Here is a 23,134-nt window from a genome sequence, read left to right as displayed (position 1 = left end):
AACTAGCAACCCGTAGCGGCAACCTGCCGTCAGATTCGGGAGGAAATTATGCAAAACGAAAACCCGATCCGGGATTTGCAGCATATCCCCACAGAGCTTCTGCCCCTGATGAACGCACTTTGCGAGGTCGGCACCGAACTGGCCCGCACGATCCAGCGCGGCCCGCTCGGCGGCGCGCTCGCCGCGTCGGTGGGCGAGAACCTTGGCGGCGATACGCAAAAAGCGCTGGACGTGATGGCCGATGACGCCTTTGCTGAAAAGCTCAAGACCGCTGACGTGCGCTGGTACGCCTCGGAAGAACAGGATGACGTGGTTGAACTCGACCCCAATGGCCGGTTCGCCCTTGCCATCGACCCGCTGGACGGGTCCTCCAATATCGACGTCAACGTGTCGATCGGCACCATCTTTTCGATCTTTGACGCCAAAGAGGACGGTAACGCCTCTTTCTTGCGTCCGGCCAGCGAACAGATCGGCGGAGGTTATATCATCTATGGCCCCCAGACCATGCTGGTCGTCACCTTCGGCAAGGGCACTCAGGAATACTTGCTCGACCCAGACTCCAAACAGTTCGTGCTGGTCGAAGAAGCGGTCAAAGTCCCAGAGACATCGCGTGAATTCGCGATCAACGCCTCGAACTACCGCCACTGGCCAAAGCCGATCCGCGCCTATATCGACGACTGTCTTGCAGGTGAGGATGGCCCGCGCGAGGGTAATTTCAACATGCGCTGGGTGGCGTCGCTGGTGGCCGAAACCCACCGCATCCTGACCCGCGGCGGCGTGTTCCTCTACCCCGGCGACTCGCGCAAGGGATACGAGCGCGGGCGCCTGCGGATGATCTATGAATGCGCCCCGATCGGTTTCGTCATCGAACAAGCCGGGGGCAGCGCAACGGATGCGCAGGACCCGATCCTGTCCAAGACCGCAGACAAGCTGCACGCGCGCACGCCCTTCGTTTTCGGTTCCAAGGACAAGGTCAGCCGCGTGGCCGCCTATCACGACCTGCCCGAGCAAGAGGTCAACGCCCTGTTCGGCAACCGCGGCCTGTTCCGCGCCTAAATGTTCCCGGGAGGACAGTCATGAGCAAGAAACATCCGATCATTTCCGTCGTGGGCTCCTCCGGGGCCGGCACCTCGACCGTCAAGCATACGTTCGACCAGATTTTCCGCCGCGAAGGCGTGAACGCTGTCTCGATCGAAGGCGATGCCTTTCACAAGTTCAACCGCAAGGACATGAAGGCAGAACTCGACCGGCAATACGCGGCCGGCAATACAGGTTTCAGCCATTTCAGCTACGACGCCAACGAGCTGGCCGAACTGGAGCGTGTCTTTCGCGAATATGGCGATACCGGCAAGGGGCGCACGCGCCATTACGTACATGATGACGAAGAGGCCGAGAAATACGGCGTACCGCCGGGGCACTTTACCGAGTGGGCGCCGTTCGAGGATGGCTCTGACCTTTTGTTTTACGAGGGTCTGCATGGCGCGGTGGTCAATGACGAGGTCAATATCGCCAAATATGCAGATCTCAAGATCGGCGTGGTGCCGGTCGTGAACCTCGAATGGATCCAGAAGATCCACCGCGACAAGGCAAAGCGCGGCTATACCACCGAGGCGGTGACCGACGTGATCCTGCGCCGGATGCATTCCTACGTGCATTGCATCATCCCGCAATTCACCGAGACCGACATCAACTTCCAGCGCGTGCCGGTGGTTGATACCTCGAACCCGCTGGTTGCCCGCTGGATCCCGACCCCGGACGAGAGTCTGGTGGTGATCCGCTTCAAGAATCCGCGCGGTATCGACTTTTCGTATCTCGTGTCGATGATCGACGGCTCCTGGATGAGCCGCGCCAACTCCATCGTGATCCCCGGCGGCAAGCTCGACCTCGCGATGCAGCTTATCCTGACGCCGATGATCGAGCGTCTCGTCTCTGAATCAAAGCGCGCCTGAGGAGGCACCGACAATGAACGCCCCCACCCAGATCGACACCTCTGCCGAAGACCTGATGGCCAATGCCATCCGGGCCCTGTCCATGGATGCCGTCCAGGCGGCCAATTCCGGCCATCCGGGCGCGCCAATGGGCACCGCGGACATCGCCGCGGTACTGTTCAACCGCTTCATGAAGATCGACCCCAGCGCCGACAAATGGGCCGACCGCGACCGCTTCGTGATGAGCGCGGGCCACGGCTCGATGCTGGTCTACGCGATCAACCACCTGCTGGGCTATGACGACATGGACATGGACCAGTTGCGCAACTTCCGCCAGATGGGCTATCGCACCGCCGGTCACCCGGAATACGGCCACGCCAAGGGCATCGAGGTGACCACCGGCCCGCTGGGCCAGGGTTTTTCGGCGGCCGTCGGCATGGCGCTGGCTGAGCGGATGCACAATGCCCGCTTTGGTGATGACCTCGTTGACCATTATACCTACGTGATCGCCGGGGACGGCTGCCTGATGGAGGGCGTCAGCCACGAGGTGATTGACTTTGCCGGCCATCACGGGCTGGGGCGCTTGATCGTGCTGTGGGACGACAACCAGATCACCATCGACGGCTCTACCGATGTGTCCACTTCGATGAACCAGAAGATGCGCTTCGAGGCCGCCGGCTGGCATGTGCAATCGGTCGACGGCCACGACAAGGAAGCCGTCGCCGCAGCAATCGAAGCCGCCCGCGCGGTGACCGACAAACCCTCGATGATCGCCTGTCGCACCATCATCGGTTTTGGCGCGCCCAACAAGCAGGGCACCCATGACGTGCATGGCGCCCCCCTCGGCGACGAAGAAATCGCCGCCGCGCGCAAGGCGCTGGATTGGCCGCACGAGCCCTTCACCGTGCCGCAAGATGTCTATGACGCCTGGCATGCGGTATCGGCCCGCGGCCGTGCCGCGCGCGAAGCATGGGAGGCTCGCTTGGCTGCGAATGCAGGCAAGGAAGCATTCGAGACCTCGATGGCAGATCCCGATGCCGCGACGCTGGATGCGGCCATCGACGCCTACAAGGCCAAGCTGTCGGCGGATGCCCCCAAGGTGGCCACCCGCAAGGCCAGCCAGATGGCGCTGGAGGTGATCAACACCACCCTGCCCAACACCGCGGGCGGCTCGGCCGACCTGACGGGGTCGAACCTGACCAAGACCGGCGGCATGAGAGATGTCACGGCCGCCGACTTCTCGGGTGACTACATCCGTTACGGCGTGCGCGAGCATGGCATGAACGCGATCATGAACGGGATCGCGCTGCACGGGGGCTTCATTCCCTATGGCGGCACCTTCCTGATCTTCGCCGATTACGGCCGCGGCGCGATCCGCCTGGCCGCGCTGATGGGCATTCGGGTGATCTACGTGCTGACCCACGATTCCATCGGTCTGGGTGAGGATGGCCCGACGCACCAGCCGGTCGAGGTGCTGGCCTCGTATCGCGCGATGCCCAACCTTAACGTTTTCCGTCCCGCCGACGTGGTCGAAACAGCCGAGGCATGGCAGGCGGCGCTGGGAATGAAGGCCACCCCCTCGATGCTGTCGCTGTCTCGCCAGAACCTGCCCTGTCTGCGAACCGCGCATGTGACGGAAAACATGGTGGCCAAGGGCGCCTATGTCCTGCGCGAGGCCGATGGTGCGCGTGACGTGACACTTATCGGCACTGGCTCCGAGGTCGAGATCGCGATGAAGGCGGCCGACCTGTTGGCCCAGTCTGGCATCAAGGCTGCGGTGATTTCCGCCCCGTGTTTCGAGCTTTTCGCCGCGCAGGATGACGCCTACAAGGCATCCGTGCTGGGCGATGCGCCCCGCGTGGGCGTGGAAGCCGCGATCGAACAGGGCTGGGCACCGCTCTTGGGCCAGAACTCTGCCTTCGTCGGCATGACCTCCTTCGGTGCATCGGCACCGGCGGGGGACCTATACAAGCATTTCGGCATCACTGCCGAGGCCGTGGCGGATGCCGCCAAGAACCTGATCAAGTAAGAAGGGTCTAACATGACTGTGAAAGTTGCTATCAACGGTTTCGGCCGTATCGGCCGCAACGTGCTGCGGGCCATCGTGGAATCGGGCCGCACCGATATCGAGGTGGTCGCGATCAACGACCTGGGCCCGGTGGAAACCAATGCCCACCTGGTGCGCTATGACAGCGTTCATGGCCGTTTCCCCGGCACCGTGACGGTGAACGGCGACACCATCGACGTCGGCCGCGGCCCGATCAAGGTCACCGCGATCCGCGACCCCAAGGACCTGCCTTGGGGCGACGTGGACATCGCGATGGAATGCACCGGTATCTTCACCGCGCGCGAAAAGGCCGCGATGCACCTGGAAAACGGGTCCAAGCGCGTTCTGGTCTCGGCGCCTGCAGACGGTGCCGACAAGACCATCGTTTACGGCGTGAACCATGGCACCCTGACCAAGGATGACGTGGTCGTGTCGAACGCGTCCTGCACCACCAACTGCCTGTCGCCGGTGGCGAAGGTTCTGAACGACGCCATCGGCATCAAGCGCGGCTTCATGACCACCACGCACAGCTATACCGGCGACCAGCCGACGCTGGACACGATGCACAAGGACCTGTACCGCGCCCGCGCCGCGGCGATGAGCATGATCCCGACCTCGACCGGGGCCGCCAAGGCCGTGGGCCTGGTGCTGCCGGAACTGAACGGCAAGCTGGACGGCGTCGCCATCCGCGTGCCCACCCCGAACGTGTCGGTCGTGGACCTGGTGTTCGAGGCCAACCGCGACACCACCGTCGCGGAAGTGAACGCCGCGATCAAGGCCGCCGCCGACGGCCCGATGAAGGGCGTTCTGGGCTATACCGAGGAATCGCTGGTCAGCATGGACTTCAACCATGATCCGCATTCCTCGATCTTCCACATGGACCAGACCAAGGTCATGGACGGCACCATGGTGCGCATCCTGACCTGGTACGACAACGAGTGGGGCTTCTCCAACCGCATGTCGGACACCGCCGTCGCGATGGGGGCGCTGATCTGATGGCGCCGACGCCCCTGACATCGCTGGATGTTGCGGGCAAGCGCCTTGCGGTGCGGGCCGATTTGAACGTGCCGCTGACGCATGAGGGGCTGGGCGATACCACGCGTATCGCCCGCTTCGCCGAGGGCATGAAACCGCTTCTGGACCAAGGCGCGCGCATCGTGGTGTTGACGCATCTGGGGCGCCCAGAGGGCGAGTTGACACCCCGGCTGACCACAGAGCGGCTGAAACCCGCGCTTGAGCGGGCGCTGAGGCGTCCGGTGATTTTCAACGACACCTGCGCCGGGCCTCTCGTGGAACGGACCAGCGAATTGATGGAGCCGGGCGAGGTGATGCTGTGCGAGAACCTGCGGTTCGAACGGGGCGAGGAACGCAACGACCCATCGCTCGGGGCACAACTGGCACGGCTGGGCGATGTCTATGTCAACGACGCCTTTTCCTGCTGTCACCGGGGGCATGCCTCGACGACATCCGCTGTCCTCGCAGCCGACCGTGTGGCCGCGGGACCGTTGTTCATGCAGGAACTCAGCGCGCTTGGCGGGGCGCTGACCGATCCGCAATACCCTTCGGTCGCGCTGATCGGCGGTGGCAGCGTGGCACCGCGCCTGGGCGTGCTGAAACGGCTTGTGCCCAAGATCGACACGATCCTGCTGGGCGGCGGGCTGGCAAATGCCTTTCTGTTCGCCCGTGGCTATTCCATAGGCCGCTCGTTCATCGAACCCGAACACGCCGAGGAAATTCTTGAAATCTCGGCATTGGCCATGGTGGCGGGTTGCGAGATCATGCTGCCCGAGGATTTCGTCGTCGCCGCATTTCAGCGGCGGGGGGTAAACGCCTATCCGGTGCCACTGGGTGGTATTCGCGCGAACCGACGCATTCTCGATATAGGCCCCAACACGGTGGCGCGTTACCGGGAAATCCTGCGCGGTGCGCGCACGATCCTGTGGAACGGACCGATGGGCACCTATGAAACCCCGCCTTTCGACGCTGGCACCAACGCCCTGGCGCAGACCGTAGCCGAACAAAGTCGCGCAGGCCTGTGTGTCTCGGTCGCGGGCGGCGCGGATACCATGGCTGCGCTGAACGCAGCCGGCGTCATGAATGATTTCACCCATGTCTCCACCGCCGGTGGGGCATTCCTCGAATGGCTGGAGGGCCGGCCCCTGCCGGGTCTTTCAGCACTGGAACGCAAAGAACACGCAGCCTGACGGAGGACATCGATGGCTCTTATTACCCTGCGGCAACTCCTGGATCACGCGGCCGAACATGGCTACGGCGTCCCGGCCTTCAACATCAACAACATGGAGCAAGGCCTTGCGATCATGAAAGCGGCGGAAAAATGCGACGCCCCCGTGATTATGCAGGCCAGCCGCGGCGCGCGCTCTTATGCGGGCGACATCATGCTGCGCCACATGATCCAGGCGCTGAGCGAAATGTTCCCCAAGATCCCGCTCTGCATGCACCAGGACCATGGCAATAACGAGGCGACCTGCCTGAGCGCGATCAAGCATGGGTTCACCTCGGTGATGATGGACGGTTCGCTGAAGGAAGACATGAAGACCCCGGCCGACTGGGATTACAACGTGGCCATCACCAAGGCGGTGGCGGACATGGCCCACTGGGTCGGCGCCTCGGTCGAGGGCGAGCTGGGCGTTCTGGGTAACCTGGAAACCGGTGAAGCCGCGAAAGAGGACGGCTCGGGCGCGGAAGGCAAGCTCTCGAAAGAGCAGTTGCTGACCGATCCCGATGAGGCCGCCGAATTCGTCAAGCTGACCAAGGTCGACGCGCTGGCCATTGCCTGCGGCACCAGCCATGGCGCCTACAAGTTCAGCCAGAAGCCGACGGGCGAGACCTTGGCCATCAGCCAGATCGAGAAGATCCACGCCAAGATCCCGAACGTGCACCTGGTGATGCACGGCTCATCAAGCGTGCCGCAATACCTGCAAGACCTGATCAACGAGTCGGGCGGTGAGATGCCCCAGACCTATGGCGTGCCGGTCGAGGAAATCGAGCGCGGCATCAAGTCGGGCGTTCGCAAGGTCAATATCGACACCGACAACCGGATGGCGCTGACCGGCCAGTTCCGCAAGGTCGCCAAGGACAAGCCCACCGAGTTCGACCCGCGCAAGTTCATGATCCCGGCAATGGAAGAGATGACCAAGCTGTGCCTCGACCGTTTCGAGCGGTTCGGCACCGCCGGAAATGCCTCGAAAATCGACGTGATCTCGATGGACGACATGGCCAAGCGTTACGCAGACGGCAGCCTTGACCCCAAGGTTAACTGACAAGGGAGGGCGACCCGGCGCCGGAAACCGCCGGGTCGCCCGATCCACACGGAAACGCGCGACCACAGGAATCTGAACCCCCCGGGAGGACTCAACATGGACCAGTCAAATCGCTACGCGCGTCTTGACCTTGACGAAAAATCGCTCATCGCAGGCGGGCGCCACGTTCTTTGCGCCTATATCATGAAGCCGAAAGAAGGCTTTGGCGACTACCTGTCCGTCGCCGCCCACTTCGCCGCCGAAAGCTCCACCGGCACCAATGTCGAGGTCTGCACCACGGACGATTTCACCAAGGGCGTGGACGCCCTTGTGTATGAAATCGACCCCGACAAGGAACTGATGAAGATCGCCTATCCCATCGAATTGTTCGATCGCAACATCATCGATGGCCGCGCGATGCTGGCCTCCTTCCTGACGCTGACCATCGGCAACAACCAGGGCATGGGCGACGTCGAATACGCCAAGATGCACGATTTCTACGTGCCGCCCGCCTATCTGCGCCTGTTCGACGGCCCGTCGATGAACATCCAGGACATGTGGCGCGTGCTGGACCGCGACGTCACCAATGGCGGCATGGTCGTGGGCACCATCATCAAGCCGAAGCTCGGCCTGCGCCCGCAGCCCTTCGCCGATGCCTGCTATGAATTCTGGCTGGGCGGCGATTTCATCAAGAACGACGAACCCCAGGGCAACCAGGTCTTCGCCCCGCTGAAGGACACGATCACCCTGGTCGCCGACGCGATGAAGCGCGCGCAGGATGAAACCGGCCAGGCCAAGCTGTTCTCGGCCAACATCACCGCCGACGACCCGGCCGAGATGATCGCCCGCGGCGAATTCATCCTCGAAGCCTTCGGCCCCGACGCCGATCACGTGGCCTTCCTGGTGGACGGCTATGTTGCCGGCCCGACCGCCGTGACGGTCGCCCGCCGCAACTTCCCCGGCCAGTTCCTGCACTACCACCGCGCCGGCCACGGCGCCGTGACCTCGCCCCAGTCCAAGCGCGGCTACACCGCCTTCGTGCACTGCAAGATGAGCCGCCTGTCGGGTGCCTCGGGCATCCACACCGGCACCATGGGCTTTGGCAAGATGGAAGGCGACGCCGCCGACAAGGCCATCGCCTTCATGCTGGAGCAGGACGAGGCGCAGGGCCCGTTCTACAAGCAGGGCTGGCAGGGCATGAAGCCGACCACCCCGATCATCTCGGGCGGCATGAACGCGCTGCGCCTGCCGGGCTTTTTCGACAACCTGGGCCATTCGAACATCATCCAGACCTCGGGCGGCGGCGCCTTCGGTCACGTGGATGGCGGCACCGCCGGGGCCAAGTCGCTGGGCCAGGCGCATGACGCGTGGAAGGCCGGCGTGAACCTGGTGGATTACGCCAAGGATCACAAGGAACTGGCCCGCGCGTTTGAGAGCTTCCAGAACGACGCCGACAAGCTCTACCCGGGCTGGCGCGAAAAGCTGGGCGTCGCCGCGTAAGCAGGCGCCCAGTTTTCCAGGCGTGGGCCGGGTGGTTTTCCCTTCCCTTCCGGCCCACGCACCCCATGACCACTTCGGGAGGACCCCAAGGATGTTTGACCGCTCCATCAAGATCGCCCCCTCGATCCTGTCGGCAGATTTCGCCAATTTCGGGCAGGAGATTCAGGCCATCGAGGCGCAAGGCGCCGATTGGGTGCATGTGGACGTGATGGACGGGCATTTCGTCCCGAACCTCACCTTCGGCCCGCCCGCGGTGAAGGCGTTCCGTCCCCATGTGAAGACCTTCATGGACGTTCACCTGATGATCGCGCCGGTGGATCCCTATATCGAGGCCTATGCCGAGGCCGGCGCCGACATGATCGTCGCACACTGGGAGGCAGGGCCGCACCCGCACCGGACCTTGCAGGCGATCAAGGCGACCGGCACGAAATGCGGCATCAGCCTCAACCCAGGCACCCCTGCGAACGTGATTTCCGAACTCCTGGACCTGGTGGACATGGTTCTGGTGATGAGCGTGAACCCCGGCTTCGGCGGGCAGAAGTTCATCCCCTCCAGCGTGCAAAAGGTGGCCCAGATCCGCGAGATGATCGGGGATCGCGAGATCCACATCCAGGTGGATGGCGGGGTCGACCCCACGACGGTGGGCCCGCTGGTCGCGGCCGGGGCGGATTGCTTCGTCGCGGGTTCGGCGGTGTTCAAGGGCGGGTCGGTCGACAATCCCGAGGTCTATGGCCAGAACATTCGCGCCATCCGCGAGGCGGCCGAGGCCGCGCAGAAAACCACCTAAGACGCGAACCGACGACCGCGCCCGACGCCCGGGCGCGGACCGGCCGCGCAACATGCACGACGTGGCCAGACCCAAACATCCGCAGCGTCCCTTTGCGATGCTGCGGATTTACGCCGGCCAGCCGACAAGCCGCCCTCGGGTACCTCGGCGGCGTCTCTTCCCCCTAGCCTCACAAATATGAATGCGTCTATGCTTGCCGCATAAGGGAGGAGTTCAACCATGATCCGCAAAGCACTTTTCTGTGCCTTGCTGGCCGCCCCTGCGTTTGCCAGCGAGGACATCCCAGACCAGTATCCCCAATCCGTGCTGTACGAAAAGCCGGTCGAGGTGATCCCGCATGTCTTTTCGGCGATCGGCGCGACCGCCCCGCCGACCTATGAAAACGCGGGCCACAACAACAACCTGTCCTTCATCGTGACCGGCGACGGGGTGATCGTCGTGAATGGCGGCGCCAATGCAAGGCTCGCCGAGGCCCTGCACGACGAGATCAAGGCCGTCACCGATCAGCCGGTGAAACTGGTGATCAACGAAAACGGCCAGGGCCACGCGATGCTAGGCAACAGCTATTGGGCGGCACAGGGCGTCGATATCCTCGCCCATGAAGAGGCCAAGAAAGTGTTCGAGGACAACGCCTTTCAGATCCTCGAAGGGATGAAACGATACGCCCGCGAGAATGCCGAGGGCACCGAGGCGGTCGGCCCCAACATCACCTTCACCGACCGCTACGATATCGAGATGGGCGGGATGAAGATCGAGGTGCTGTACCTGGGCCCGGCCCATTCCGAGGGCGACATTTCCGTCTGGCTGCCCGAACAGAAGCTGATCATCGCGGGCGACGTGGCGTTCCACCAACGCATGCCGCCGATCTTTGCCGAAACCTGCACGTCCTGCTGGATCGAGACCTGGAACGAGGCGTTCGAGCCGCTGGGCGCGCTTTACGTCATCCCCGGCCACGGGCACCCGACCAACATGGCCCAGGTGCGGCGTTACACCCATGATTACCTGACCTACCTGCGGGGCAAGATCGGCGAACACCTGGACGCTGGCGGATCGCTGGACGATGCCTATTATGTCGACCAAAGCCCCTATGCCCACCTGGACACGTTCGAGGAACTGGCGACCAAGAACGCGGGCGTCGTCTATACGGAAATGGAGTTCGAATAATGGCCGTTTCGACCCCCATCTGCGATTTCGGCTGGAAGGCCCCGGATTTCGCGTTGCCCGGCACGGACGGGAAAACCTGGACACGGGAGGATGTGCGCGGGCCGAAGGGCACGCTGATCATGTTCATCTGCAACCATTGCCCCTACGTGATCGCGGTGCGCGACCGGATCATCCGCGACGCGAAGGAATTGCAGGCCATGGGCATCGGTGTCGCAGCGATCAGTTCCAACGATGCCGACGCCTATCCCGAAGACAGCTTTGACAGGATGAAGGAGGTCGCGCGGGAACTGGACCTCCCCTTCCCCTATCTCTATGACGAGGATCAGTCGGTGGCGAAGGCCTATGACGCGGTTTGCACCCCGGACTTCTTCGGCTTCGACGCCGGGCTGGGCCTGCAATATCGCGGCCGGCTGGATGCCTCGCGCAAGCAGGCCGGCCCGCCGGACCTGCGCCGCGATCTGTTCGAGGCGATGAAACAGGTGGCCGAAACCGGCCATGGACCGCAAGAGCAGATCCCGTCGATGGGATGCTCGATCAAATGGAAGGACGCCGCGTGAAGAAGGCCATCATCTTCGACCTCGACGGCACGCTGATCGACAGCGCGCCCGATATCCATGCCGCCGTGAACAAGACCCTGGCCGAAACCGGCGACGGCGAGTTGGACCTCGCCACCATTCGCAGCTTTATCGGAAATGGCGTGTCCGTTCTGATCGAGCGGGTCATCGAGGCGCGCGGTCTGGACCAGTCGCGCCACGGCGCGATGCTGGAAACCTTCCTGCGGCACTACGAGGCCGACCCGGCCACGCTGACCACGCTGTATCCGGGGGTCGAGGACGCGCTGGAACAGTTCAGGGACGAGGGCTGGGCCATGGGCGTGTGCACCAACAAGCCCGAAGGCCCCAGCCGCGACATCCTGAAGGCCTTCGGCATCGACCATTTCTTCGGTTCTGTCGTCGGCGGCGACACGCTGGAGGTCAACAAGCCCGACCCGGCGATGGCACTGGCCGTCAAGGACCAGCTGGGTGCCGATGCCGCGGTCTATGTCGGCGACAGCGAGATCGACGCCGAATGCGCCTGGAAGGCCAAGATGCGCTTTGCCCTGTTCACCGAAGGATATCACAAGGCCGAGGACGTGGACGACATTCCCCAGGATGCGCGTTTCTCGGATTTCGACGTCCTGGTGGCCATCGTGGCACGCCTGGCGGACGAGTTGCGATGACCCTGAACGCACTGATCTTCGATGTCGACGGAACACTCGCCGAGACCGAGGAAATCCACCGGCGGGCGTTCAACGAAACCTTCGCCGAGTGGGGCCTCGATTGGAACTGGAGCCAGGACGACTATCGCGTTCTTCTGAAAACTGGCGGCGGCAAGGAACGTATTGCCGCCTTCCAGTTCAGCTTGGCCGACACGGCGCGCAAGCTGACCGATGACGAGATCAGGGCGCTGCACAAGGACAAGACCGCGCGCTATGGTCATCTGATTGCGCAGGGCCATGTTACGCTGCGCCCCGGCATCGCCGACCTGGTGGAAAAGGCGCGCGAGGCCGGCATGCGGCTGGCGTTGGCCACCACGACCTCGCGGCCCAATGTCGAGGCCCTGACGCAGGCCTGCTGGGGCAAGGCAGCGGCGGATCTGTTCCCGGTGATCGCCTCGGGCGACGAGGTCGCGCGCAAGAAACCCGATCCTGAAATCTACCTGTTGGCGCTCAAACGGCTCGGCCTGCCACCGCGCGATTGCGTCGCCTTCGAGGACAGCCGGATCGGGCTGCACTCGGCAATGGGCGCGGGCCTTCCGGTGGTCGTCACGCCCAGCCTCTATACCGACGAAGAAGAACACATGGGCGCGGCCTTCCGCATTCCCGATCTTTCAAGGAAAAACTGGCCGCTTATGCTGGTCGCGCGGCTCTGCTCGGACTGAATGGCATCGCGACATGCCCCCGGCCCTTTTGCCGGGGGCATGTTAATTTTCTTAGTCCAGCACCGCACGGATCGCCCTGGCCGTTGCGGCAACCACCTGCTCGGCCTCTGCGCGGGTCAGGCAGAGCGGCGGGGCGAATCCGAGGATATCGCCCTGCGGCATGGCCCGCGCGATCACCCCGTGCTTGGCCATTTCAGCGACCACCGCGCCGGCAAGCTTGCCCGGTGTCTCGTAAAAGGTCCGCGCATCCTTGTTGGCAACCAACTCGACCGCACAGAGCATCCCCTCGCCGCGCACCTCGCCCACATGGTCGTGCCCGGCCACTGCATCGCGCATCGCCGCAGTCAAGTAGCCGCCTGTCTCGGCCGCGTTCGCGACCAGCCCCAAGTCGTCGATCAGCCCGAGGTTGGCCACCCCCGCCGCAGCCCCGATCGGATGCGCCGAATAGGTCCATCCATGGCCGATCGGGCCGTTTTCGTCGGTGCCCTGTTCCAGGACTTTCCACAGTCTGTCTGACACGATCGATCCAGACAAAGGCGCGTAGGCCGAGGTCAGACCCTTTGCGATGGTGATGAGATCGGGCTTTAGCCCGTAATGGTCCGAACCGAACATGCTGCCCAAACGCCCGAACCCCGTCACCACCTCATCAGCGATCAGGACGATGTCATGTGCGTCAAGGATCGGCTGGATCGCTTCCCAATAGCCTGCAGGTGGCGGCACGATCCCGCCCGTCCCCATGACCGGCTCGCCGATAAACGCCGCGATGGTATCCGCGCCCTCGCGTTCGATCAGCGCCTCAAGCTCGGCCGCGCAGAAGGCTACGAAATCGGCCTCGGACATGTCGGGATCGGGGCGACGATAGAAATAGGCCGGTTCGGTATGCAATACCCGATCCAGCGGCAGGTCGAACTTGTTGTGGAACAGGTGCAGCCCCGTCAGCGACCCTGTCATCAGGCCGGAACCATGATAGCCGCGCCAGCGCGAGATGATCTTCTTCTTTTCCGGCCGGCCGAGGATGTTGTTGTAATACCAGACAAGTTTGATGTTGGTTTCATTCGCATCCGACCCGCTGAGGCCGAAATAGACTTTGGACATATGCGCCGGGGCGCGGTCCATCACCATCTTTGACAAGGTGATGGAGGCCTCGGTGCCGTGGCCGACATAGGCATGGTAATAGGCCAGCTCGCGCGCTTGCGCGGCAATGGCCTCGGCGATCTCGGGGCGGCCATAGCCCACGTTCACACAGTAAAGCCCCGCGAACGCATCCAACAGCCGGTTACCCTCCCGGTCCTCGATAAACACGCCCTCGCCGCCCCTGATGATCCGCTGCGGGGCCTCGCCGCGGGCAAATTGCGCCAGGTGGGTGGAGGGATGAAAGAAATTCTCCCGGTCCCACTGTTCCAGCATGTCGTTTTTCAGCATGGCGCATCCTTTCTGTATTGCCGGGCTGGCAGCCCCCAACATCCTGACCGCCCGCACCGCTTTCCGCCCCGCAAGGCGGGTTTCGCTCCGCCCCCGCAAAACGGGCCGGTTTCCCCAGAATCTGGGCCGGCGCGCTCGCGCGGGGCCGTCGTGCCACACATATCGCAGATCGGCAGACCTCTCTACCCCCGTCCGTTTCTTCCGGCCTTGACGGGACAGCGTCGCCCTCTTCAGATGAGCGAATTCGCGATGGCCACCGTCACGCCCAGCAGGAGCAAGCCCGCCCATGACAGAGGAAATCGTCCAGTTCGGCTACGCAAGCGAGGGCCGCGCACCGTTTTCCCTGGCCGAGTACGAGCGGCGCCTGGGGCTGGTACGACGCGCAATGGACGTGCGCGGCATAGACCTTCTTTTCGTCGAGGACCCGTCGAACATGGCCTGGCTGACGGGCTATGACGGCTGGTCCTTCTACGTTCACCAGGGGGTTTTGATCTTTCATGATGCGGACCCGATGTGGTGGGGTCGGCGGATGGACGCGAACGGAGCGGTGCGCACAGTCTGGATGGCCGGCGTCCATATCACGCATTACTCCGACGATTACGTGCAATCCGCGACACGTCACCCGATGCAGCACCTGGCCTCGATCATTCGCGATCTGGGCTACGGGGCGAAACGGATCGGCGTGGAGATGGACAATTACTATTTTTCCGCCAAAGCCTATCTCACCCTGCGCGAGTCGCTGCCAGAGGCCGAGCTGGTCGATGCAACCGCACTGGTCAACTGGCAGCGCACGGTGAAATCCGACGAGGAACTCGATTTCATCCGCCGCGCGGCGAAGATCTCGGAAAAGATCATCGACGGTGTGGTCGCACGGATCGAACCCGGCCTGCCCAAGAACGAACTCGTCGCCGATATCTACCGCGACGCGCTGACCGGGCTGGATGGCGACTGGGGCGATTACCCGGCCATCGTGCCGCTGTTGCCCTCGGGGGCGGATGCGGCGGCCTCGCACCTGACCTGGGACGGGCGCAAGTTCGCGTCGGGAGAAGCGACCTTCTTTGAAATCTCGGGCTGTTATCGTCGTTATCACGCACCCTTTTGCCGGACCGTGTTTCTGGGCACGCCACCCGATCACATCCGCGCCGCCGAGGCCGCGCTGATCGAGGGTATCGAGGCGGGGCTGGACGCCGCGCGTTCGGGCAACCGGGCCTGCGACGTGGCCAATGCGCTGGCCGCACCCCTGGAACGGGCCGGGATCGAGCGGGGCGCGCGCTGCGGCTATCCCATCGGCATCAGCTACCCGCCCGACTGGGGCGAGCGCACGATTTCCCTGCGCCCAGAGGATGAAACCGAGTTGGAACCCGGTATGACCTTTCATTTCATGCCCGGGCTCTGGATGGAAAACTGGGGGCTGGAGATTACCGAGCCGATCCTGATCCGCGAGGATGGCCCGGCCGAATGCCTGTGCGACCGGCCCCGCAAGCTGTACGTGAAGACCTGATGCCCACGCTGGAACAGACCCGCGCGATCCTGGCCGACCTGGTGGCCTTTCCCACCGTTTCGAGCGAGTCGAACCTGGAAATGATCGTCCATATCGCCGCGATGCTGGGCGATCTGGGGGCGCATGTGGACCTGTTTCATGACAAGGGCGGGCACAAGGCCAACCTGTTCGCCACCTTGGGCCCGCGCGAGGCCGGCGGCGGGATCGTGCTGTCGGGCCATACGGATGTTGTGCCGGTGACCGACCAGGACTGGTCCACCGATCCGTTCCGGTTGCACGAGGCCGAGGGACGGCTTTACGGGCGCGGCACCTCCGACATGAAGGGGTTCATCGCGGCCACGCTGGCGATGGCGCCGACCTATGCGGCGCTGGACCTGAAAAAACCCCTGCATTTCGCCTTCACCCATGACGAAGAGGTCGGCTGCCTGGGCGGTCAGGCGCTGGTGGCGGAACTGGCCGCGCGCGGCATCCGCCCCGACATCGCCCTGATCGGCGAGCCGACCGAGATGCGGATCGTCGAGGCGCACAAGGGCTGTTGCGAATACACCGTGCGGTTTCACGGGCAAGAGGGGCACGGATCCAACCCCGAGGCGGGCGTCAACGCCGCCGAGGCCGCCGTGCGTTACGTCACCCGCCTGATGGAGCTGGCCGAGGCGCTGAAGACCCGCGCGCCGGACAACAGCCGCTTCACCCCGCCCTGGACGACGGTAAACCTGGGCCGGATCGCCGGCGGGCACGCCCATAACGTGATCCCGGGCCGCGCCGAGGTGGAATGGGAAATGCGGCCCGTGCAAGCCTCTGACATAAGGTTCGTCAAAGAGGAGATGGACCGGCATGTCACGGAAACCCTGCTGCCCGCGATGCGCCGCGTGATGCCCGAGGCAGAGATCCTGACAGAGGTGATCGGCGAGGTCGCGGGGCTGGAGCCGATGGAAGACAGCGCCGCGCGCGCACTGCTGATGGACCTGACCGGGCAGGACCATGCCGAAACGGTCCCGTTCTCGACCGAGGCGGGGCTGTTCCAGGGGCTGGGCTGTGCCGCGGCAGTCTGCGGGCCGGGCTCTATCGCGCAGGCCCACAAACCCGATGAATTCGTGACCTTCGACCAGTTGGACCAGTGCCTGGACATGCTGCAGGCGTTGGGCGACGTGCTGAGCCGATAGCAAGCCTCTCCCACCCGGATAGCAAACCTCTCCTGCCCGTCTCTCCCCCGACGCCGCCTGCCTGTCCAACGTGGGCGCCTCTGCAACGCGGACCAGCGTGAACCGCTGGTCATTCTCCCGAACCGGTCTCCATCTGGCTCCGTCCCACGCGATGCGCCCGCCCGGGCAGGTGCCGCGCGCACAGGATCAAGGCGCGAAACCTCGCCCCTCCCTTCGCAAATTGCCAGCGCGCCCCTATCTCTGCCCCATGACCCTGCAGATCCCCTTCGACAACAGTTATGCCCGCCTGCCCGAGACGTTTTACGCCCGGCAGGCGCCGCAGCCGGTCCGCGCGCCGCGTCTGATCCGGCTGAACACCACACTGGCCGAGGAACTGGGCCTCGACCCCGACCACCTCGCCTCCGAGGATGGCGTGGCGATGCTGGCCGGCAATCATGTGCCGGAGGGCGCAGCCCCCCTGGCGCAGGCCTATGCGGGCCACCAGTTCGGCAATTTCGTGCCGCAACTGGGCGACGGCCGCGCCATCCTGCTGGGCGAGGTCCTGGACCGGCAGGGACGCCGCCGCGACATCCAGTTGAAGGGCGCGGGCCGGACGCCGTTTTCCCGCGCGGGGGACGGTCGCGCGGCGCTGGGTCCGGTGCTGCGGGAATACATCGTGTCCGAGGCCATGCATGCCCTTGGCATCCCCACCACCCGGGCCTTGGCCGCGGTGACGACGGGCGAGGATGTCTGGCGCAACACCCGCCTGCCCGGCGCGGTGCTGACCCGCGTGGCGGCCAGCCATATCCGCGTGGGCACCTTCCAGTACTTCGCCGTGCGCGGCGACACCGACGCCCTGCGCGTGCTGGCCGATCATGTCATCACCCGCCATTACCCCGAGGCCGAAACCGGGTTGGACCTGTTGAACGCTGTGATCGGCGCGCAGGCGCGGCTGATCGCGCAATGGATGGGCGTGGGCTTTATCCACGGCGTTATGAATACCGACAACATGGCGGTGTCGGGCGAGACGATAGATTTCGGTCCTTGCGCCTTCATGGACGGCTATCATCCCGACACGGTGTTTAGTTCCATCGACCACATGGGCCGCTACGCCTATGCGCGCCAGGCGGATATGGCGGTCTGGAACCTGGCCCAGCTTGCCACCTGCCTGCTGCCGCTGATCGACACCGACCAGGAACGTGCGATCGCATTTGCCACCGCCGCGATCGAGGGCTTTGGCGATGTCTTTCGTGATGCATGGCTCAGCGTCTTTCGTCCTAAATTCGGGCTTGCGCGTGCCGAGGATGACGATGCGTCGCTGATCCACGGGTTCCTGGACCTGATGGCTGCGCAAGGCACCGATTTCACCAACGGCTTCCGCGCCATTGCCGAGGGAAAGCCCCCCTTTTCCAACACCCCGGCGGGCGCGGACTGGGCCATGCGCTGGCAGACACGGCTTGCGCGCGAGAGCGACAGGCGGCATGTCCAAGATGGCCGGATGCGCGCCGCAAACCCCGCCTATATTCCGCGCAACCACAGGATCGAGGAGGCGATCGCAGCCGCGATGGAGGACGATTTCAAACCATTCGAGACGCTGCTCGACCTGCTGGCCACCCCTTACGCGGATCGGCCCGACCGGATAGACTTTCGCGCACCGCCACGACCCGAACAAGTGGTGCGCCAGACTTTTTGCGGCACCTGACCGGGGCTGTTGGGGCTGGCACCAGAGGCCCGCAAGGGCTAAACCAGCGGCCCAAAACGAGAGACGCGATGCCGGATACGATCATTTCCCGCTGCGAGGCCCAGGGCCTGCGCATGACCGACCAGCGCAGGGTTATCGCGCGCGTCTTGCAAGACAGCGCCGATCATCCCGATGTCGAGGAACTCTATGCCCGCGCCTCGGCGGTGGACCCGAAGATATCGATCGCCACGGTCTATCGTACCGTCAAGCTGTTCGAAGAATCGGGCATTCTTGAAAAACACGAATTCGGCGATGGCCGCGCCCGCTATGAAGATGCCGAGCGCGACCACCACGATCACCTGATCGACCTTAATTCCGGCGCGGTAATCGAGTTTTACGATCCCGAGATCGAGGCGCTGCAGGAACGTATCGCCGCCAGGCTGGGCTATGCCTTGAAAGGTCATCGGCTAGAGCTTTACGGCCTGCCGTTGAAAAAGGGCTGATCCCCCTTCCCCCCGCTTGGCACGCGGGCTAAGCGGGAGTACAACCCTTGAGGATTCCCGAGATGGAAAACCTGCGCGGCATTGCGCTGATGGTCGCGGCGATGGCCGGCTTTGCGCTGGAGGACATGTTCGTCAAGCGCGTCGCCGACCAGTTGCCCGTCGGCCAGATCCTGGCGATTCTGGGAACCGGCGGCGGGCTTGCCTTCGCGGCGATGGCATTGGCAAGGGGCCAGCGCCTTTGGTCGCGCGCGCTGCTGACCCGCCCGGTAATCCTTCGAAACGCGGGCGAGGTGATGGGAACGCTGGGTTTCGTCTACGCGCTGGCACTTACCCCCTTGTCTGTGGCCTCGTCGATCCTCCAGGCAACGCCTCTGGCCGTGACGTTGGGGGCGGCGGTGTTTCTTGGCGCACAGGTCGGATGGCGAAGGTGGAGCGCGATCGGCATCGGTTTTTTCGGGGTCTTGCTGATCGTGCGGCCGGGGCTTGCGGGCTTCGACCCTGCCTCGCTTTTCGCGGTGATGGGCGTGATGGGCCTGGCGCTGCGCGACCTTGCCACCCGGGCCACGCCGCGCAGTGTGGGCTCGCTACAGCTGGCGACCTATGCCTTTTGCATGCTGATACCGCTTGGGCTGGTGCTTATGGCTTTCGGCGACGGCCCCGCGCCGATCGACACCGCCACCTGGGTCCAGCTTGCCGGTGCGCTGGTGATGGGGGTGGCGGGCTATTATGCCATCGTCGAGGCGATGCGCGTGGGCGAGGTCGCGGTGGTTACGCCATTTCGTTATACTAGGCTGATCTTTGCGCTGGTCATCGGTGTTCTTGTATTTGGTGAACGACCCGACGCACTGACCTTGGCGGGCGCTGCGATCATCATCGGATCGGGACTTTACACGCTGTGGCGCGAAGCACGCCTGTCGCGCAAGGCGCATGGTCGCTGACTGCGCTGCCCTGCCTCTTTTCCTCGCCCCTCCCCGGCGCTAGAAGGGCGTCAACCGTGCAAGTGCAGCAATGAAGGGACAGCCCCCCATGAGCACCATCATCGATATCGTCGGCCGCGAAATCCTGGACAGCCGGGGCAACCCCACCGTCGAGGTGGACGTGATCCTGGAGGACGGCACCCTGGGCCGCGCCGCCGTGCCCTCGGGCGCCTCCACCGGCGCGCATGAGGCCGTGGAAAAGCGCGACGGCGACGAGGCCCGCTATCTCGGCAAGGGTGTCTTGCAGGCCGTGGCCGCCGTCAACGGCGAGATCGCCGAGGAACTGGTGGGCATGGACGCGACCGAACAGGTCGCCATCGACCAGGCCATGATCGACCTGGACGGCACCCCCAACAAGGGCCGGCTGGGCGCCAACGCGATCCTCGGCGTGTCGCTGGCCTGCGCCAAGGCGGCCGCCGACTTCACCGCCCAGCCACTTTACCGCTATGTCGGCGGCACCTCGGCGCGCACCCTGCCGGTGCCGATGATGAACATCATCAACGGCGGCGAACATGCAGATAACCCGATCGACATCCAGGAATTCATGATCATGCCGGTCAGCGCCGGCAATATCCGCGATGCGGTGCGCATGGGCTCCGAGGTGTTCCACACCCTGAAAAAGGAACTGGCGGCCGCGGGCCACAATACCGGCATCGGGGACGAGGGCGGCTTTGCCCCCAACCTGTCCTCGACCCGTGAGGCGCTGGATTTCATCCTGACAAGCATCGAAAAGGCCGGCTACAAGCCAGGCGAGGACATCTACCTGGCCCTCGACTGCGCCTCGACCGAGTATTTCAAGGACGGCAAATACGAGATGAAGGGCGAGGGCCTGTCGCTGAATGCCGCCGAAAATGTCGACTACCTGGCGAAACTCTGCGCCGATTACCCGATCATCTCGATCGAGGATGGTTGTTCCGAGGATGATTGGGACGGCTGGAAACTGCTGACCGAAAAACTCGGCGACAAGGTCCAGCTGGTGGGCGACGACCTGTTCGTGACCAACCCGGCGCGCCTGGCGGATGGGATCGCGCAGGGCGTGGGCAATTCGATGCTGGTCAAGGTCAACCAGATCGGCACCCTGACCGAAACCCTGGCCGCCGTCGATATGGCCCATCGCGCGCGCTATACCAACGTGATGTCCCACCGCTCGGGCGAGACCGAGGACGCCACCATCGCCGATCTGGCCGTGGCCACCAATTGCGGGCAGATCAAGACCGGCTCGCTGTCGCGCTCGGACCGGCTGGCAAAATACAACCAGTTGATCCGCATCGAGGAAATGCTGGCCGAGACGGCGGTCTATGCCGGCCGCTCGATCTTGAAGTGATCCCAATACCGGTGCGCGGCCTTCCGCGCACCGGATTCTTGCGGCGCATTGGGACTGGCCCGCCGCGCCCCGATCGGCTATCGCCCTGTCCATGACACAAATCCTGACCCTCCGTCGCCCCGACGACTGGCACCTGCACCTGCGCGACGGCGCAATGATGCAGGGCGTACTGCCCGAAAGCGCGCGGCACTTCGCCCGCGCAATCGTCATGCCGAACCTGGTCCCGCCGGTGGTGACCGCCACCGACGCCACCGCCTATCGCGACCGCATCCTCGCCGCCCTGCCCGAGGGGGCGGATTTCACGCCCCTGATGACGCTCTACCTGACCGAGGAGACCGACCCGGCGGACGTGGCCGCGGCCCATGCAAGCGGTCTGATCGCGGCGGTGAAACTCTACCCGGCAGGCGCCACGACCAACTCGGCAAGCGGCGTATCCGATTTCGACAAGGTCCGAGAAGTCCTCGAAAAAATGGCCGAGATCGGCTGCCCGCTCTGCGTGCATGGCGAGGTGGTCGATCCCGAGGTCGACATTTTCGACCGCGAGGCGGTGTTCATCGACCGCGTTCTCGATCCGATCCGGCGCGCAACGCCGGGCCTGCGCGTGGTCATGGAACATGTCACGACAACCGATGGCGTGGAATATGTAAAGGCGAACGAGACAGGTCTCGGCGCGACGATCACGACCCATCACCTGGTCATCACCCGCAACCACATCTTGGTGGGCGGGATCAAGCCTCACTATTACTGCCTTCCGGTCGCCAAGCGCGCCCGCCACCGCGACGCCCTGGTGGCCGCGGCGACCTCGGGCGATGCGCGATTCTTCCTGGGCACCGACAGCGCGCCTCACACCGACCCGACCAAGGAATGCGCCTGCGGCTGTGCCGGCATCTTCTCGGCGACCAACACGCTGTCTTGCCTTGCCGAGGTGTTCGAACGCGAGGGCGCACTTGACCGGCTCGAGGCCTTCGCATCGCTGAACGGCCCCGCCTTCTATGGCATGGCACCGAACGAACAGGCGATCACGCTGATCAAGGGGCCCCCGGTCGACTACCCGCCCAGGATCGAGACCGGCGCGGGTCCGGTGACCCTGTTCGACCCCGGTTTCCCGCTGCACTGGCGGGTGGAAATGCCCTGATGGGCCCTTCTTCTTGGAAAAAATACCCAAATTCCAACCGTGCCGCCTTTGGGCGGCCTCGGGCATGACGCCTTCGGCGAGGATATTTGGACCAAAGCAGGACCAGCCATGATTCCTACCTCCTACCCCGACAAGACCGAGATCGCGCGCCTCTCTGCCCGGATGCTGCTGGAAATCGGCGCGGTCCACTTCAACGCGGACGAGCCCTTCACGCTGGCCTCCGGCCTGCCCTCACCTACGTATATCGATTGCCGCAAACTGATTTCCTATCCGCGCATCCGCGCCACGCTAATGGATTTCCTGTCCGTGACCGTGATGCGCGAGGCCGGTTTCGAAGCCTTCGACAACGTCGCGGGCGGCGAGACCGCAGGTATTCCCTTTGCCGCGCTGGTTGCCGAAAGGTTGGCGCTGCCGATGACCTATATCCGCAAGAAACCCAAGGGTTACGGCCGAAATGCCCGGATCGAGGGCGTAATGCGTGAAGGTCAGCGGGTGCTTCTGGTCGAGGATCTGACCACCGATGGCGGATCGAAACTGTCCTTCGTCGACGCGATCCGCGAGACCGGGGCCAGTTGTGCGCATACCGCCGTGATCTTCTACTACGGCATCTTCAGTGAAACCGAGAAAACTCTCGGCGATCATGGGGTCAGGCTGCATCACCTGTGCACCTGGTGGGACGTGCTGGAAGAGGCCCGCGCGCAGGGCAGTTTCGATGAAAATACATTGCGCGAAGTCGATTGCTTTTTGCGGGCCCCGCGCGCCTGGCAGGAGGCCCGGCGCAGGGACTAGGGAAATTTGCCCGGCCGCGCGTGCCCTTTGCGCCACAGCTCACCCAGAATATTG

21 protein-coding genes are annotated in these 23,134 nt (G+C 64.0%); 20 read left to right on the top strand and 1 reads right to left on the bottom strand.

Annotated features, from left to right (window positions below; genetic code table 11):
* The first annotated feature begins 48 nt into the window (after window positions 1-48).
* From EV663_RS02500 to EV663_RS02445, 12 genes are all read left to right on the top strand, one after another.
* Window positions 49-1,056: a class 1 fructose-bisphosphatase gene (locus EV663_RS02500; protein WP_132950170.1), complete on the top strand. Its 1,008-nt coding sequence runs from the start codon at window positions 49-51 to the stop codon at window positions 1,054-1,056.
* A 20-nt stretch (window positions 1,057-1,076) separates the two neighbouring features.
* Window positions 1,077-1,949, top strand: coding sequence for a phosphoribulokinase (locus tag EV663_RS02495; protein WP_132950169.1), 873 nt, complete (start codon window positions 1,077-1,079; stop codon window positions 1,947-1,949).
* Window positions 1,950-1,962: 13 nt separating this feature from the next.
* Window positions 1,963-3,957, top strand: a complete 1,995-nt coding sequence (gene tkt, locus EV663_RS02490) for a transketolase (protein WP_132950168.1) — start codon at window positions 1,963-1,965, stop codon at window positions 3,955-3,957.
* Between the two features lie 12 nt (window positions 3,958-3,969).
* Entirely contained in the window at window positions 3,970-4,971 is a 1,002-nt protein-coding gene (gap, locus tag EV663_RS02485) for a type I glyceraldehyde-3-phosphate dehydrogenase (protein WP_132950167.1), read from the top strand.
* Complete coding sequence (locus EV663_RS02480; RefSeq protein ID WP_132950166.1) at window positions 4,971-6,179, top strand: phosphoglycerate kinase; 1,209 nt, start codon at window positions 4,971-4,973, stop codon at window positions 6,177-6,179. The genes gap and EV663_RS02480 overlap by 1 nt, the downstream gene beginning before the upstream one ends.
* 12 nt (window positions 6,180-6,191) lie before the next feature.
* On the top strand, window positions 6,192-7,256 hold the full coding sequence (fba, locus tag EV663_RS02475; protein WP_132950165.1) for a class II fructose-bisphosphate aldolase: 1,065 nt from the start codon (window positions 6,192-6,194) through the stop codon (window positions 7,254-7,256).
* A gap of 96 nt (window positions 7,257-7,352) precedes the next feature.
* Entirely contained in the window at window positions 7,353-8,735 is a 1,383-nt protein-coding gene (locus EV663_RS02470; RefSeq protein WP_132950164.1) for a ribulose-bisphosphate carboxylase, read from the top strand.
* A 91-nt stretch (window positions 8,736-8,826) separates the two neighbouring features.
* The gene (gene rpe / locus EV663_RS02465; RefSeq protein ID WP_132950163.1) at window positions 8,827-9,522 is read left to right on the top strand and encodes a ribulose-phosphate 3-epimerase; all 696 of its coding nucleotides are present in this window, start codon (window positions 8,827-8,829) and stop codon (window positions 9,520-9,522) included.
* Window positions 9,523-9,741: 219 nt separating this feature from the next.
* A complete protein-coding gene (locus tag EV663_RS02460) occupies window positions 9,742-10,686 on the top strand; it encodes an MBL fold metallo-hydrolase (protein ID WP_132950162.1) in 945 nt (314 codons plus the stop codon).
* On the top strand, window positions 10,686-11,243 hold the full coding sequence (locus EV663_RS02455) for a thioredoxin family protein (RefSeq protein ID WP_132950161.1): 558 nt from the start codon (window positions 10,686-10,688) through the stop codon (window positions 11,241-11,243). The genes EV663_RS02460 and EV663_RS02455 overlap by 1 nt, the downstream gene beginning before the upstream one ends.
* Window positions 11,240-11,905 (top strand): phosphoglycolate phosphatase, encoded by a 666-nt coding sequence (gene gph / locus EV663_RS02450; RefSeq protein ID WP_132950160.1) that lies wholly within the window; start codon window positions 11,240-11,242, stop codon window positions 11,903-11,905. The genes EV663_RS02455 and gph overlap by 4 nt, the downstream gene beginning before the upstream one ends.
* A complete protein-coding gene (locus tag EV663_RS02445; protein ID WP_132950159.1) occupies window positions 11,902-12,606 on the top strand; it encodes an HAD family hydrolase in 705 nt (234 codons plus the stop codon). The genes gph and EV663_RS02445 overlap by 4 nt, the downstream gene beginning before the upstream one ends.
* Window positions 12,607-12,657: 51 nt before the next feature.
* Here EV663_RS02445 and EV663_RS02440 read toward each other — a convergent pair whose 3' ends face one another.
* Window positions 12,658-14,028 (bottom strand): aminotransferase class III-fold pyridoxal phosphate-dependent enzyme, encoded by a 1,371-nt coding sequence (locus EV663_RS02440; protein WP_132950158.1) that lies wholly within the window; start codon window positions 14,026-14,028, stop codon window positions 12,658-12,660.
* A 286-nt stretch (window positions 14,029-14,314) separates the two neighbouring features.
* Here EV663_RS02440 and EV663_RS02435 point away from each other — a divergent pair, with 286 nt between their 5' ends.
* The 8 genes from EV663_RS02435 (at window position 14,315) to EV663_RS02400 (ending at window position 23,080) form a co-directional block, all read left to right on the top strand.
* Window positions 14,315-15,529, top strand: a complete 1,215-nt coding sequence (locus EV663_RS02435; RefSeq protein ID WP_132950157.1) for a M24 family metallopeptidase — start codon at window positions 14,315-14,317, stop codon at window positions 15,527-15,529.
* Window positions 15,529-16,692, top strand: coding sequence for an acetylornithine deacetylase (argE, locus tag EV663_RS02430; protein WP_132950415.1), 1,164 nt, complete (start codon window positions 15,529-15,531; stop codon window positions 16,690-16,692). Before EV663_RS02435 ends, argE begins: the two co-directional genes overlap by 1 nt.
* A gap of 247 nt (window positions 16,693-16,939) precedes the next feature.
* A complete protein-coding gene (locus EV663_RS02425) occupies window positions 16,940-18,373 on the top strand; it encodes a protein adenylyltransferase SelO (protein WP_132950156.1) in 1,434 nt (477 codons plus the stop codon).
* A 68-nt stretch (window positions 18,374-18,441) separates the two neighbouring features.
* Window positions 18,442-18,855 (top strand): Fur family transcriptional regulator, encoded by a 414-nt coding sequence (locus EV663_RS02420; protein ID WP_132950155.1) that lies wholly within the window; start codon window positions 18,442-18,444, stop codon window positions 18,853-18,855.
* A gap of 62 nt (window positions 18,856-18,917) precedes the next feature.
* Window positions 18,918-19,793: a DMT family transporter gene (locus tag EV663_RS02415; RefSeq protein ID WP_132950154.1), complete on the top strand. Its 876-nt coding sequence runs from the start codon at window positions 18,918-18,920 to the stop codon at window positions 19,791-19,793.
* 88 nt (window positions 19,794-19,881) lie between these two features.
* Window positions 19,882-21,156 (top strand): phosphopyruvate hydratase, encoded by a 1,275-nt coding sequence (gene eno, locus EV663_RS02410; RefSeq protein WP_132950153.1) that lies wholly within the window; start codon window positions 19,882-19,884, stop codon window positions 21,154-21,156.
* Window positions 21,157-21,247: 91 nt separating this feature from the next.
* Entirely contained in the window at window positions 21,248-22,291 is a 1,044-nt protein-coding gene (gene pyrC, locus EV663_RS02405) for a dihydroorotase (protein ID WP_132950152.1), read from the top strand.
* A gap of 108 nt (window positions 22,292-22,399) precedes the next feature.
* A complete protein-coding gene (locus EV663_RS02400) occupies window positions 22,400-23,080 on the top strand; it encodes an orotate phosphoribosyltransferase (RefSeq protein WP_132950151.1) in 681 nt (226 codons plus the stop codon).
* Window positions 23,081-23,134 lie beyond the last annotated feature (54 nt).

The organism is Rhodovulum bhavnagarense (assembly GCF_004343505.1).
GTDB lineage: Bacteria > Pseudomonadota > Alphaproteobacteria > Rhodobacterales > Rhodobacteraceae > Rhodovulum > Rhodovulum bhavnagarense.
Note: the sequence above shows the minus strand (reverse complement) of the source record. Positions and strands in the feature narration are given on the sequence as shown.

Bases quoted from the DNA above. Each gene is read 5' to 3' on its own strand.
- pyrC (WP_132950152.1), top strand. From the start codon at position 21,248: ATGACACAAATCCTGACCCTCCGTCGCCCCGACGACTGGCACCTGCAC.
- EV663_RS02440 (WP_132950158.1), bottom strand. From the start codon at position 14,028: ATGCTGAAAAACGACATGCTGGAACAGTGGGACCGGGAGAATTTCTTT.
- EV663_RS02400 (WP_132950151.1), top strand. From the start codon at position 22,400: ATGATTCCTACCTCCTACCCCGACAAGACCGAGATCGCGCGCCTCTCT.
- fba (WP_132950165.1), top strand. From the start codon at position 6,192: ATGGCTCTTATTACCCTGCGGCAACTCCTGGATCACGCGGCCGAACAT.
- EV663_RS02480 (WP_132950166.1), top strand. From the start codon at position 4,971: ATGGCGCCGACGCCCCTGACATCGCTGGATGTTGCGGGCAAGCGCCTT.
- EV663_RS02470 (WP_132950164.1), top strand. From the start codon at position 7,353: ATGGACCAGTCAAATCGCTACGCGCGTCTTGACCTTGACGAAAAATCG.
- gap (WP_132950167.1), top strand. From the start codon at position 3,970: ATGACTGTGAAAGTTGCTATCAACGGTTTCGGCCGTATCGGCCGCAAC.
- EV663_RS02455 (WP_132950161.1), top strand. From the start codon at position 10,686: ATGGCCGTTTCGACCCCCATCTGCGATTTCGGCTGGAAGGCCCCGGAT.
- EV663_RS02500 (WP_132950170.1), top strand. From the start codon at position 49: ATGCAAAACGAAAACCCGATCCGGGATTTGCAGCATATCCCCACAGAG.
- EV663_RS02420 (WP_132950155.1), top strand. From the start codon at position 18,442: ATGCCGGATACGATCATTTCCCGCTGCGAGGCCCAGGGCCTGCGCATG.
- EV663_RS02495 (WP_132950169.1), top strand. From the start codon at position 1,077: ATGAGCAAGAAACATCCGATCATTTCCGTCGTGGGCTCCTCCGGGGCC.
- EV663_RS02425 (WP_132950156.1), top strand. From the start codon at position 16,940: ATGACCCTGCAGATCCCCTTCGACAACAGTTATGCCCGCCTGCCCGAG.
- EV663_RS02460 (WP_132950162.1), top strand. From the start codon at position 9,742: ATGATCCGCAAAGCACTTTTCTGTGCCTTGCTGGCCGCCCCTGCGTTT.
- rpe (WP_132950163.1), top strand. From the start codon at position 8,827: ATGTTTGACCGCTCCATCAAGATCGCCCCCTCGATCCTGTCGGCAGAT.
- EV663_RS02445 (WP_132950159.1), top strand. From the start codon at position 11,902: ATGACCCTGAACGCACTGATCTTCGATGTCGACGGAACACTCGCCGAG.
- tkt (WP_132950168.1), top strand. From the start codon at position 1,963: ATGAACGCCCCCACCCAGATCGACACCTCTGCCGAAGACCTGATGGCC.
- argE (WP_132950415.1), top strand. From the start codon at position 15,529: ATGCCCACGCTGGAACAGACCCGCGCGATCCTGGCCGACCTGGTGGCC.
- eno (WP_132950153.1), top strand. From the start codon at position 19,882: ATGAGCACCATCATCGATATCGTCGGCCGCGAAATCCTGGACAGCCGG.
- EV663_RS02415 (WP_132950154.1), top strand. From the start codon at position 18,918: ATGGAAAACCTGCGCGGCATTGCGCTGATGGTCGCGGCGATGGCCGGC.
- EV663_RS02435 (WP_132950157.1), top strand. From the start codon at position 14,315: ATGACAGAGGAAATCGTCCAGTTCGGCTACGCAAGCGAGGGCCGCGCA.